Origin of the sequence: Bacteroides caccae, assembly GCF_002222615.2 — a bacterium.
Classification (GTDB): Bacteria; Bacteroidota; Bacteroidia; order Bacteroidales; family Bacteroidaceae; genus Bacteroides; species Bacteroides caccae.
This window is the reverse complement of sequence record NZ_CP022412.2, coordinates 3,038,401-3,051,281: the sequence shown is the minus strand read 5'-3', so window position 1 is coordinate 3,051,281 and position 12,881 is coordinate 3,038,401. Positions and strand designations below refer to the sequence as shown.

The 12,881-nt window shown below is 34.0% G+C and carries 11 protein-coding genes; all 11 read right to left on the bottom strand.

Features of this window, described 5'->3' with window-relative positions; all coding sequences use genetic code 11:
* Nucleotides 1-58: 58 nt before the first annotated feature.
* Nucleotides 59-1,030: a TolB-like 6-bladed beta-propeller domain-containing protein gene (locus tag CGC64_RS12360; RefSeq protein ID WP_005676142.1), complete on the bottom strand. Its 972-nt coding sequence runs from the start codon at nt 1,028-1,030 to the stop codon at nt 59-61.
* Nucleotides 1,031-1,034: 4 nt separating this feature from the next.
* Entirely contained in the window at nt 1,035-1,331 is a 297-nt protein-coding gene (locus CGC64_RS12355; protein ID WP_005676143.1) for an NVEALA domain-containing protein, read from the bottom strand.
* 210 nt (nt 1,332-1,541) lie between these two features.
* Complete coding sequence (locus tag CGC64_RS12350; protein WP_005676145.1) at nt 1,542-3,485, bottom strand: discoidin domain-containing protein; 1,944 nt, start codon at nt 3,483-3,485, stop codon at nt 1,542-1,544.
* Nucleotides 3,486-3,552: 67 nt separating this feature from the next.
* Nucleotides 3,553-3,816 (bottom strand): NVEALA domain-containing protein, encoded by a 264-nt coding sequence (locus CGC64_RS12345; protein WP_005676146.1) that lies wholly within the window; start codon nt 3,814-3,816, stop codon nt 3,553-3,555.
* A 941-nt stretch (nt 3,817-4,757) separates the two neighbouring features.
* Nucleotides 4,758-5,939 carry a 6-bladed beta-propeller gene (locus tag CGC64_RS12330; RefSeq protein WP_005676150.1) on the bottom strand — a complete coding sequence of 394 codons (1,182 nt, stop codon included), beginning with the start codon at nt 5,937-5,939 and terminating at the stop codon, nt 4,758-4,760.
* A 38-nt stretch (nt 5,940-5,977) separates the two neighbouring features.
* Nucleotides 5,978-6,367: a hypothetical protein gene (locus tag CGC64_RS12325; RefSeq protein ID WP_005676152.1), complete on the bottom strand. Its 390-nt coding sequence runs from the start codon at nt 6,365-6,367 to the stop codon at nt 5,978-5,980.
* A gap of 507 nt (nt 6,368-6,874) precedes the next feature.
* Entirely contained in the window at nt 6,875-7,909 is a 1,035-nt protein-coding gene (locus CGC64_RS12320; protein WP_005676154.1) for a winged helix-turn-helix domain-containing protein, read from the bottom strand.
* Between the two features lie 28 nt (nt 7,910-7,937).
* Nucleotides 7,938-9,038, bottom strand: coding sequence for a BF3164 family lipoprotein (locus CGC64_RS12315; RefSeq protein WP_171028043.1), 1,101 nt, complete (start codon nt 9,036-9,038; stop codon nt 7,938-7,940).
* A gap of 218 nt (nt 9,039-9,256) precedes the next feature.
* Nucleotides 9,257-10,444 carry a 6-bladed beta-propeller gene (locus CGC64_RS12310; RefSeq protein WP_157448282.1) on the bottom strand — a complete coding sequence of 396 codons (1,188 nt, stop codon included), beginning with the start codon at nt 10,442-10,444 and terminating at the stop codon, nt 9,257-9,259.
* 207 nt (nt 10,445-10,651) lie between these two features.
* Nucleotides 10,652-11,860, bottom strand: a complete 1,209-nt coding sequence (locus tag CGC64_RS12305; protein WP_005676158.1) for a 6-bladed beta-propeller — start codon at nt 11,858-11,860, stop codon at nt 10,652-10,654.
* Nucleotides 11,861-12,167: 307 nt separating this feature from the next.
* Complete coding sequence (locus CGC64_RS12300) at nt 12,168-12,854, bottom strand: hypothetical protein (RefSeq protein WP_005676159.1); 687 nt, start codon at nt 12,852-12,854, stop codon at nt 12,168-12,170.
* Nucleotides 12,855-12,881: the final 27 nt, after the last annotated feature.

Here is a 12,881-nt window from a genome sequence, read left to right as displayed (position 1 = left end):
CATCGTTTATATTATAATTCAATGAGTCCACTTTTTAAAGTGGACTCAATAAGTAAATTTAAAGAGGAAGTTTATAAACGTATATCTTATCTTCAATATCCTTATTAACAGCATAAAGGGTATGATACTTATTAGAAACGACAAAATTGCTAATCTTCTTATCTAAAGAATACCGCTCAACTAGTTCACCATTCCATGTCCATACTTCCAGAATTGGCTCTTCTTCTTGTTTAGTCAATACATATATATATTTATTATCAGCACATGGGGGGTAAGGATAATAAGTAATTTTCTCTTCGTTATCTAACGAAGAGTTAGCATGCTCCAACACTATTTCATTCAACATCTCACCATGTCGGTTATAGATTCTCATCATCTTAATATATACATAAAAAGAGGCAAACATCTCTCCATCAGGTTTAGAAACAGTCAATTTATTATATACAAAATTATTATCATCGCCTTTATCCTTTTTCAATAAATCAAATGGGTAATCGCTGAATTGATGAGTATCCTGTTTCTTATCCAGTAACGTATATTCATATTTATCATCTTGAGACAAGAAGCAATAAGAACTATCAGCTAAAAAAAGGAAACGATTTAGTGGCATTTGGTTTACTTTCAACCTCTGTTCTGAGATTAATTTAAAAGTACCCGATGAATCTATTTTCAATTCTTTCACTCTATTTGAGGGTAATTCAAAAACTTTAAAACCCTCTTTAGATTCAACAAAATTCCTATCTAATATCAAAAAGTCATTAGGTCCCTGTCCTTTTACCCCCGCATTAAACAAATATTGGCATTCTGGTAATTTCCAGAAAGAGAACAAAGTATCTTTCCGTTGTTCGTAAGCAACCAACATATCATGAACTATAAATAAACGTGTCACAGACAACAATACCGGAGGAGTTGTTATACTATCTGCCAATAACGACGTGGGATTTGGAAGATCAACTATTTGCTCCTTGTGAGAAACACAACTTACCCCCAAAATAGATAATAGAAAGAAGAATACAATACTATACTTCATATCACTATTTATTACACGTCGATGTATACTTAGCTTCCAATAACCAATAAAGTTCACATTCCTGACAAATCCACCCCCATAGAGCAAAACCGTCATCCTCTGGTGCTTTTCTCCATTTTTTATAACAACTATGACTTGCTCCTCCTGCTTCAGAGTTATCATCATTTTCATCTGCTAAAGCTTCCAAATTAGCCAACGTTACATCAGACAATTTTATATCTCCATGAGAATTATATACAGTATAACCAGCAAACAGTATAACTGCAAGGACCAACATTATTCCAAATAATTTCTTTTTCATATTATCGTTTATATTATAATTCAGTTTATTCCGTCTCTATCCTTTCAACGGCATAAGGCAATCACTTGCCACTTTCATTTTTTATTCTTATGTTTGCATTGGATACCTTCTTCCTTATTTAGGCTGTATTCAGAATGGACGATGCGCCTTGCCAAAGAACAGCAATCGTCCATTCTTCCTTCCCAACCAGTTTAACAATTATAAAATTAATCAAAACAGCAGATTCCAATAACCTTCTGTAAAGATTTGCTTATTATCATAATAAGTAAATACCTGTTCTTCATTTCCTCTGGTCAAATCTCGAAGCCAATATAAAGCATGACTAGGAACATTATTGTATATCAGTTTAGGTTCTTCCGCTACTTTAACGCCCAATGATTTCCAACCGTCTGCCGAGAAATAAAATAACTCATACTTATCCCCTACCCGTACAAAATTATCATCATTGCGAGGTGTATATCTAATACTCCCTACCTGCTTGGGAGTATTCAAATCCAGACCAACCCAACCCGGCTTTTCCGAACTAGTAAAGAAAGTCAAAGGGTCACCGTCCATGGCACTCCTTCCTGACACTGTCCGACTTCCTTTATATGGTAAAGTAGACATTAATTCACCTTGTAACTTCGTTTGTCCCAAAGTATCGGCATACCAAGCTACTTCCGCAATATCGCCAGGAAACCAATCAGCAGATATGTAACGAACATAACGATACTTCGAAGAATCTTTTATCTTGACTTCATTGAACATCTTTCTTGGATAATTCTTCAGTTGTAACATAACCTTTGCATCACTGAAATCTTTCCGATTAGCACCTTCAAAACGACCATACGCCATACGTTGGATATAAGACCGTATACCTCCTTGTAGAGGCCATTTACGTGTGACACTCATCTGACAACTGTCTGCTTTCGGGCGATAATACAACAAGCAACCACTTTCTTTATCTATCTTAAAAGGAAAACTGGCTTCTTTTAACTTTCCATCCTGAGCGTACAAAGTCATATAAATTAGCCCTTCTTCAATATCATTAAAAATAGCTTTCCCTTCTTTATAACGCCCCTCGCCAATCGGAAACCAGCCACGCCTATTAAAGATAGCAACCCATACAGAATGTTCTTCTTTTCTATCTTTTATCAACTCACAATCAACCGTTATTTCATTGGAAGGAAAATACAAAGATGAAACATCTTTCAAACAAATGTTCGCCAATGCTATTCCAAACTTTTTATTTTGTAGAACAGCATCTAAACGTTCTTTCTGTAATGCATAGGTATGCCTATATACTTTTCCCTGTCTATAACCAAACTGTTCACCTCTTTTTAGCTTTCGCGCCCCAAAATTAAATGGAATTGTATATCCAGTTGTATCAAGTACTACATTCCAAACATGAGCAACATGACTCACCGGTGACCATAAATAAGCATCAATCCCAACGGGAATGCCTACCGAACGTAGCATATAACATCCGAAATCTGCAATACTCGTACAATCGCCAAGTTGTAATTCCAACAAGAGTTGAGCTGATAAATGTGGACCTGTAAGTTCATTCTGATATTTCCAATGTAAACTCGTTGCATAATTACTTAAACAGGAGGTTGCCTCCACTACATCCGTTCCTTGATATAAAGAATCCAGTACAGGCTTGAAGCGATGATAGAAGTCTTTTTTCCAATGAGTCAAAGGTTCATCCTTGATTCGATATGGAAGAATAAACTCGCAGAAATTATCAAAAGAAACGTACTTTCCCCAAGGAGTTTCACGCCATACTTTAAATGAATACTCTATATTTTCAATCAAATATTCGGAAGTTATCACTTTTGCATCATATTCCTTGAACAAATTTCGATAGGGAAAGCGTTTCAGATATTCTAAATGTTTATCATAACTATCTGAAACCGCATATTGTTCAAGCGCTATATGTAGCGAATCCAAATCACTTCCTTTATATGTATAGTACAGAGGCATATTTTCTATAAGATATATAGCCGCCTTCAATTTAAGAGAATCATTTTTATAATACTCTAAAACTTTTTCAAGTTCTGCCCGGTTAGTATCAGCAAAAGCCAAAGCTGTTTCTAACTGTTCTTTTTCAGAAGAGGAACAAGAAAGCAAGCTAAATAATATACATACACATATAAACAGTCGTGTTTTCATACTTTTTCAATCAGGTTTGTATTGCTGGAGAGCTATCTATAAGACAAGAAAGCCCCAAGAAGTCATCTCAAAGACTGTAACCTCTAACTATATATTTAACTTTTTCATGAGTAAGAGGACAATCTAGACTACCAACATCAATACACCTTATTTTTCCTCCTACAACCTCTCCATCATCTGATCCATCTTCATCCGCAGCTAACGCTTCAATATTTTCTAGCAACAAGGAGCTAATATTAGATTTGTAAACACATTTACCGTTTGCCAAATGCAAACTATACAATGCAACAATAACAGTAAACAGTAATGCCGTAAAAATACCTTTTTTCATAATATATTATATTTTTCAAATAAACTACGGCAAAGGTAATCAAGTGGGGTATTGAATCCAAAAGATACATCTTACATCTTCTTACATCTGCTAATAAAAGTAGAAATAAGAAGACTTAAGATTTATATCTCACTGATTTTCAATTGGTAACTCCCCACAGACTCTATTTCGATGAATAGAGAAAGAAAATGTCTCAAGAAACCTCGCAATCGATTTAAAACCTGATATATCCTATTGTCATAATTACCATCAACTTTCCATAATGCCTTACCAATTGCGTTAATAGACAAAATATGAAAGTAAAGCTATCTACTAACAACATCATAAGATATGCAAAAACGTTATTTCATATAATTCTGTAAATATTTCAAATATGAAAGGGTCTGATCCGTCATCGAATTATGGGGTATATAGATTTTATTTATTATAAAATCTTTATCTATCACAAATAGATATGGAATATCCATGCTTTCAATAGGAATTTTCAAAGATGCTATTTTAAAAAAGCGCCCTTTGATTCTATATAGTTTTAAGTCATCCAGAAAACATTGATCTTCGTAATCTGTCAAAAATATGACATTTTTCATATTTACTTTCTGCAATAATGACATCAGTGTATTACACAAATCCCACAATTCGACTGAGATAGTCGCACTACTAAAGATGTATCAGATATAATATCCTTTAAATGACAAGCGCTTGTACCATCTTCATATATTATTTCATTTAAACATAGAGGCAAACCATTATTTTGAAAATTCAATATAATATCTTCTTTTAACATATAATAAGCAGAGTTTCTCTTTTCTATCTGCTTTTCATATTCGCACTTTATATTTTTTAAGTATCTAAAATATATTTTTTCAGACTGTATTCTACGTCCAAATTGATAGACACTAACAATCAAGGTTAGTACAAATATGAAAAAGACTATGTATCGTTTATTCTTCAATAATATTATTTTTATATGGTAATTCGTAAATTATCAGAATAGGATTATCTTCATCATGCAAATTTTGATATATATTCTCGTAAACCGGATTGAGTTTGTCATCCGTTTTGTTCCTTTCCTTTTGTATGTCCATATACTGTTTAAACTGCATAGGTTGCATAATTTGTATTATTTGACTTGCATTATTAACGGGTAAATAATTAGGAGAACCACCTCTTAAAGGCGAATTTAAAATAAAGTAATAACCTTCTAATCGTTTTAACTGTTTATCATATATAAAGAGTCCTATATTCGTTTTGAACAACAAATAGTCACGATTCCCCACTACATTAGTAATGCTACATACATACTTATTCTCATCGCATATATTAAGAAAATCTTCAGCAGACATATTCTTTTCTAGTAATGATTTTGGTAAATGGTGCTCTTTAAAATCAATCGCATATTTCTCATATATACCATTTCTATCTATAGAATATATACAACTTTCCAAAGGGCGTGTAAAATATACAGCATCACTTATTGTTAACCTATTTCCCACATCGAAAGATGTAAAATTTCCAGAAGAACCTGAATCAAAATAAGGTCTTTCATGCAAAGCCTCCTTTCTTAGAAAATCCATAGGATAGGTATAAGTTAAAATATAATCTACATCTTTCAGCCCTACCTTATAGCAATAAATACTATCACCGTTTACTATAAATTCACTATAATAGTCAGAATATGAGACTTCTTTCATCAACTTTCCTGCATTAGTATAATACATAACCTTATATGGCCGATCACATAGTAATACTATATTTTTTCTTTTTTGATCCACGGTAATATCACTAATCTGAATATACTCTCCGGGACCGCTACCTATATCATTAATTTGTCCCAAATACTTTCCTGAAGTACTATACATAAAAACTTTACCCAATGAGCGGTCAAGCATATAAAAAGTATCATCTATTACACATATTCTATCAATAGACCGGATTAAGGAAAAGTTATCATTACTTTCCAATGGTATTATTGAGGAGGCTTGAAAAAAGGCAGTATCAACCAAACTTGTTTTAATTTCATTCAATACTATAGGAATCCCACAGCCCTTTATAAGTGTTTTATCAGAAGAACAACTCGTACATGCAATTAGTACAAATTGAATAATTATTAATCTTACATTCATTAAACTAATATTTAAGTTCTTATAGATTCTCAATACATTCAAGCGCCATATTTATCAACCTCACCAACATATTCAGGATTGCTACAGTAGAATCCGTTTGTACATTTTACTTCTCCAGATCCCGGACAAGATATTTCCGTTATTCGAGTCTTATATTTTGCGTAACAATTTTCATACAATTTAATGTACGAATATTCAAAATAATTTCTAGTCACTTTTTCCGCAGCAGTACTGCTTGAATCAGGGAAAGGATCAGTAGGAAAATCATTTTCTCCCACATCCATAGAATCTTCTCCACTACCCAACGCATTAATTGAGGTCATAGCCAAATCGCATAAAACATTTGTATTTAATGCTATTTTCACATTTAATGTACTCACTACACATACAACTATTGCAAAAGCTATTATATTTAGTTTCTTTTTCATATTATCGTTTCATCGTTTATATTTTAATCAATTTATTTATTCCGTCTCTATCCTTTCAGCAGGATAAGGAACACTTACCTTTATTTTTTATTCTTATATCTATGCACCTCCTTCTTTTTAGGCTGTATTCAGAACGGACGATGCGCCTTGCCAAGAACAGTAATTGTCCATTCTTCCTTCTCAACCAGTTTACCAATTATATAATTTATCGGGAATACTCAAATCTAAACTAACCCACCCCGATTTTTCAGAACTAATAAAAAAAGCCAAAGGATCATCATCCATGGCATCCCTTTCCTGACATTATTTGACTTCCATCATTTACCAAATACAAACTATACAATATAATAGTAAGTAGTAATGCCGTAAAAATACCTTTTTTCATAATATATTATATTTTTCAAATAAACTACGGTAAAGGTAAGTAAGTGGGGCATTGAATCCAAAAGAAACATCTTACATCTTCTTACATCTGCTAATAAAAGTAGAAATAAGAAGACTTAAGATTTATATCTCACTGATTTTCAATTGGTAACTCCCCACAGACTCTATTTCGATGGATATAGAAGGAAAATGTCTCAAGAAACCTCGTAATCGATTTAAAACCTGATATATCCTATTGTCATAATTACCATCAACTTTCCATAATGCCTTACCAATTGCGTTAATAGACAAAATATGATTGTCTGCCTGCATAAAAAGTTCTAATAACTTGGCTGACTGATTTGTTAAGGATACATTCTTTTCCCCCTCGCTCATTATTCTTTTCTCTGCATCAAAATAGACATCACCACCTAAATGATATAATCTAGCAGTAGTAGTCTCCACTTCTTTCACTAATACTTCTTTCTCGATTATTATTTTTTCTGGATTCATTTTCCTTCGGATAATAGCTGTTATCTTGTATATAGTAAAAATAAAAAAAATATAAAGCAAGATGTAAACTATCCCTGCAAACTCCAACACTTGCGAAAAAGAGTATTGAAGATAAAGCAGACATTCCATTTCACAACGATAACCGATCGTGCAAACCCAGAAGGGTTGTAGATTCTGCCACCATTCACTATCTGATGTTAACAAGGAAGTTGTTTTCTCATCCCAATCTGTTGAAAACATACATATACCAGTACGGCATACTAGATTTTTCTTTTTTAGAAAGTTCTGCCAATTGCAATTTAAAGAATCAAGACTGAGTGAATAGTCTTTAAAAGCACACGAATGTATTATCCGCACGTCAGAATTCATTGTCACATTCTTCCAATGTTTCTCCTGATCAATCTTATACTTCCTCTCACCTGACTCATCATACCAATAAATATATTCAGGAACATCATCCTTTCTCAGTATATCTCCGCCATTAAAGCCAACAGTCAATTTCACATCAGGTATCCGCCTATATGCTTCACTATTAACAGCTTCCACGAAAGCCTCTTTAGCCATCTGTTCAATAGTACTCTGCCTATACTTATAATAATAGTAACTACCAAGCAGAAACAATGCAACTGTAACAGATATAAATAATATTTTATATTTTATTTTCATCGTTTTTATCAAGATAAAGAGTAACAATTCAACTATATCGAAATTTTACTATGGGCTGATCATTATTTACATCCGTCGCCATTATTGTTTTAGTAGTTTCGTCCACCCAAATTCCATATATATAATGGTCCAGTACATATTTGCATAGTGGTTCTCCTTTCAAACTAAATACATAAATGTACTTTCCACCGTCAGGAAGTCTACCGTTTTGTTTCGCTATCTCCTTGAAAGTCGTTCCATGAAATACTGCATAAATGGCACTATCAGTTACCTGTACATCACTAAAACCCATAATTCCAGCTGGTACACCATATCCGGCAGATATTTCAAAGTCCGGTTCACCATGCTCACCAATATGTATCACATGTGTACTATCCTTTAAGTTATAAACCTCGACTACTTCCCCTAATTGAGTAACAGTCGCAAGAATACCATTATGAGGATTATAATCTAGAAAACTACGCCACGCTTGAGCCAACGCCGGGCGGGCATGCTGTAAAGCATCCTCATTCACAGTTGGTATATTCCCTAGCCTCTCGAAAAGTTTTCCTTTACGATTTACCATGCACAGACGACTATCCCCCGAATAGTCAGGAATAATAAATGTAGTATCATTAAACACCGTAAAATCAAGTACCCGAAGGACATCTTCATCCAATGCTACTGTTTCCTCACGAAGTAGTGAGTCACCGGATAATGAAAAATCGAACTTAGTTAATTCGCTTTTATTAGCGTCTAATGTCCATACATCTTCGTTATAAAACCGAAGATTTTCCATTGATAGCATTCCCGTAGGTGAATCACTATGTATTCCGAAAGAAGATAGATAGTGAAAATCAGGATATTGAAAAAGATGTCCATAATTATCAAAACCATGCAAATCCATTACAATGACTTTATCTCCTTCCACTCGTATCCGAAAGGGATAACGAAACAAGACTGTATCGAGTTCTATGATTTCTCCTTTTAACTCTTCCACTTGTGGAAATTCAGAATAGAGAAATACATTGTCTCCATACTTCGTATGCTTTGTACCACAAGATAGAAAAATTAAAAGGAGAAATAGGAAACCAATACTATTTTTTAGGTCCGTAATCCACACTGATATACTCCACCTAGATACCTTCATAGGTACAATCATGCCATTTTGTTTTCTCATTAATCTCATCACGTGACTTATTTATCTGTTTGAATAGCGCAAAGGTAATAATTTGCAAAAACCAACGGACGATATTAAAAACTATTTTTAGCCATTCATACCTCTTTTTCCATGTACATCCAAGCAAACTACTTATCTTAATATTTCATTATCCAGCAATCGGCATTATTCCCCAGCTGATTAAGTTCTTATTCCGTTTTTACTATATATAATATAGGGTTATCATCGTCAACAAAATTAACGTCTTTAAAAACCGCCTTCCCTTTTTCCGTAAGTTCACTTCCTGCATTTTCAATGTCCATTGGACTCAAAATTGCAATAAATTCATCTTGCCCTTTCGTGAACTCAAAAAGAGGATATTGTAGTCCGGTTAAATCATCAACACAATTTTCAAATGTATATGACCGGGTTACTCCCTGTCTTTTATCATATACAGCAACACAAGGCATTTGCTTGTCGAAGAATATTAATTGTATGTAATTTCTATTTTCCGTTAAATATTTAATTTTTCCACGAGAATTTGCTAATTTCTTTTTTACTTCCCTATGAGGAATATCTTCTAAATCCTCAAAATCAATACTTTCTTCGCCAAAATTCACTTCATAGGCAACCTTTATTCTATGATCGGATTGCATCTCATAAATCTTATTATCCAAATAGATCCGATATAGCAAAATAGAATCTTGTTTAGAAAAAGGATGTATAAGCATCAAAAGATTATCTCCCATTCGTTTATTCGGAAAATCTTCATATAGTATCCTTCCTTTTATATCAGTCACAATAAGATTGCCCCTATCAAGTCTATCACACACAAAATGCAACTGATTTTTCTGATATTCCATAGCATCAGCAAAGAAATCGAGAGTTATTGTCCCAAGAGGCTGTCCAGACAAAGAATAAGTAAAGAGTTTTTTCTTATCACAAAGCACATAAATTAAATTCTTTTCCTTGTCTATGGAAAAATCATTAATTTGCATATATTCATTAGGCCCGCTCCCTCTTTTTCCAATAGCAAATTTATATTCTCCCTGGGTATCGAATACATACAAACGGGCACTATGCATTTTATCCAAAACAAATATCTTCCCATCATAAAATTCCAACTTACTTATCCCGCCTATCAGACAACTATCATTGGTTTCAAGTGGAATAACGGAAAAAGATGAAGCTATGCTTGACAACTTAAATTTCCCGCCATTAATCTCCTGACAATCAATCATCTTATATTCACCATTCGGAGTGTTTATAGTAGAAGACCGCCTGCATGAAGATACTAAAACTAAAAGGAAGAAAAAGAATAGAAAAACGATACTATTTTTCAGAACTGTAATACACACTGACATATTCCACCTCGATTTACCAATAGATGTAATCATGCTATTTCGTCTTGCCATTAATTTCATCACGTGATTTATTTATATGTTTGAATAACACAAAGATAATATTATTTATAATAACCAACAGATAATATTAAAAACTATTTAGCCATTCATTTCTCTTTTTCCATGCATATCTAAGCAAACTACTTATCTTAATATTTCATTATCCAGCAATCGGCATTATTCCCCAACTGGGAAACTTCATCATTTCAAATAATATTTCAATATTACAGGATTATCGTCTTCTTTCAGCGTCTCCATTTTATGAATTTCTTGTGGTGACATCAAATTACGATCCATATATTGAGACAACTCATCCGGTTGGCAAATAGCAAGTAATACATTATCTATTATACCAAAACAAGGATACATAAAGAAGGGCTTTCCTTCTTTCAACAGAAAACCTTCATTCTTTTTCCTATTATAAATATAATGACTGCCATATCCTCTCACTGCTTTAGCTAAAAAGATATATACATAATCATCATTGAAAAATTTAAGCAATGGCAAAGTCTTTCCTGATTTCCTCAGATATTGATATCTTTCCGTTGCGTCTTCTGTTATTTTTCTTCTTTCCTCATCAGAGTCAGTTCTCTTTCCGCTCGCCCTTCCAGGCAAGTTATCATCTTCAACTTCCGCATCCCCAAAATCAAGATACATAATAGGATTAAGTTTCTTTTCTTTCGCATTTATTTGATAGAAATAATAATTAAGTCCGAAAGGAACAAAATAAAATTGTTCTCCTATATGATAAAAACAATTATGCGCCATAGTGTTTTCGGAAATAGTTCCTTCATAATTTGCACTAATAGCTTCTTGAGTTCTCAAATTAACAAATGAAACTTCTTGATCCGTCCACATAAAAGGATTAGTAAAGATATAATTATCTGTATCTAAAGCCATCAAGTAATCCACAGGAAATTCCGGTTTAAACTTTCTCTTTGCCAATAGCTCAAATGTTGGACTATAAGTATATATTGTTCCATAAGGATTGAGCAGATCAATACCTTTTAAGTAAGGATTTAGATTAATATCCAATACCATGACGTAATCTTCCGGTCCTTGCCCTTTCATCTTCTTTGAATTTGCAACATATTGCCCATTCCCCGAAAATGTATAAATGATTTGATCACTTGTATAAATCACAAACATATCCGTCCTTTTATCATAAAGGACTTTATTACATCTATGAAATAAAGATGAATCATTCGTTTCCAAAGGCACAATCTCTATTTTCTCTAAAAACAATGAAACATCCTGCGAAACTTCATCTACTTCGACCGGTATTATTTCAATACCACTTAGCAAACTCTTATTGTTCGTGGAACACGCACAAATAATAATCGATAATACTATTAAACTGGCTGTTTTCATCATTAGTTTTCTATGGAAAATAGTACTTTTAGTTTTCATTGTGTGTCACATTTTTGTATGTCTTAACTACAAAGTTAACGTAATCTATGACAATTATAGAATATCACTCACTATTTTATCTTTTCTCATTAGAAAATCTGTCCTATTTTTAAAATTTCCCTATCAAATACTAAGTCAAAAAAGAAAATTACCACTCCGACCCTGCCAATGGCATACTTTATTTCTGTATCAACAGAGTGACGCTATCGCATACAAATAGCAACGGTATAGAGACCGGATAGCTACGCTATTCCGACCCTATACCGTCGCTATATAAAACCCAATATAATTGTGTTGATTTCTAGTCTCAGCGCTGTGTAGGCAGGGTAAATTCCTGCGAATCGCAAATTATTCCGTTCTCATCCGCCACCGCTACACGAAATGTTACCTCACCGTCTTTCAGTTTCTCGCCTGCATGAATGGAAGCGGTGTAACGAATACCTTCCCCCGGAAGGATTTCCTCTATCATCACAGAAGGAGAAATGCCGAGATGCTTCACCTTGCCCACTGTTTCTACCAAGGGGACAATATTATAGACAGGGTTCCGCCCTTCATTCATAATCTCAAAGATGATCTTGCTATTCTCTCCCGCATCAATCACATGACTACGGTTATCATCAATAAAACGAATCCTGCGCAGTTTCAGCTGGGTAAGAGGTCGCTGCACCTGTGGCTGTTTCTTATATTTCCGGACACGAACTTCCCGTACTTCAGGAATATAAGCATCCTCCTCTATCGGTTCTTGTCTCGGTGCTGTCAATGCATTCCCTATCGCTGCACCGGCAATGGTCCCTACAATATTTCCAATAGCAGAACCGCGATAACCGCCTCTCCAGCCATGATTATTATCCCCGATAAGCCCTCCTATCGAGCCGCCCAGACTTCCTCCGATAGAAGCGCCTGCCATGATAGCTCCCGGATTTCCCATACGCCCCGATGCACACCCGCTCAAAATCAAAGCGGAAAGCAAAATTACTGTTATTTGTTTCTTCATGACCTTCTCTATTTAGTGTGTTACTAT

Bases quoted from the DNA above. Each gene is read 5' to 3' on its own strand.
- CGC64_RS12320 (WP_005676154.1), bottom strand. From the start codon at position 7,909: ATGAAAATAAAATATAAAATATTATTTATATCTGTTACAGTTGCATTG.
- CGC64_RS12305 (WP_005676158.1), bottom strand. From the start codon at position 11,860: ATGAAAACTAAAAGTACTATTTTCCATAGAAAACTAATGATGAAAACA.
- CGC64_RS12310 (WP_157448282.1), bottom strand. From the start codon at position 10,444: ATGATTACATCTATTGGTAAATCGAGGTGGAATATGTCAGTGTGTATT.
- CGC64_RS12360 (WP_005676142.1), bottom strand. From the start codon at position 1,030: ATGAAGTATAGTATTGTATTCTTCTTTCTATTATCTATTTTGGGGGTA.
- CGC64_RS12355 (WP_005676143.1), bottom strand. From the start codon at position 1,331: ATGAAAAAGAAATTATTTGGAATAATGTTGGTCCTTGCAGTTATACTG.
- CGC64_RS12300 (WP_005676159.1), bottom strand. From the start codon at position 12,854: ATGAAGAAACAAATAACAGTAATTTTGCTTTCCGCTTTGATTTTGAGC.
- CGC64_RS12325 (WP_005676152.1), bottom strand. From the start codon at position 6,367: ATGAAAAAGAAACTAAATATAATAGCTTTTGCAATAGTTGTATGTGTA.
- CGC64_RS12345 (WP_005676146.1), bottom strand. From the start codon at position 3,816: ATGAAAAAAGGTATTTTTACGGCATTACTGTTTACTGTTATTGTTGCA.
- CGC64_RS12315 (WP_171028043.1), bottom strand. From the start codon at position 9,038: ATGAAGGTATCTAGGTGGAGTATATCAGTGTGGATTACGGACCTAAAA.
- CGC64_RS12350 (WP_005676145.1), bottom strand. From the start codon at position 3,485: ATGAAAACACGACTGTTTATATGTGTATGTATATTATTTAGCTTGCTT.
- CGC64_RS12330 (WP_005676150.1), bottom strand. From the start codon at position 5,939: ATGAATGTAAGATTAATAATTATTCAATTTGTACTAATTGCATGTACG.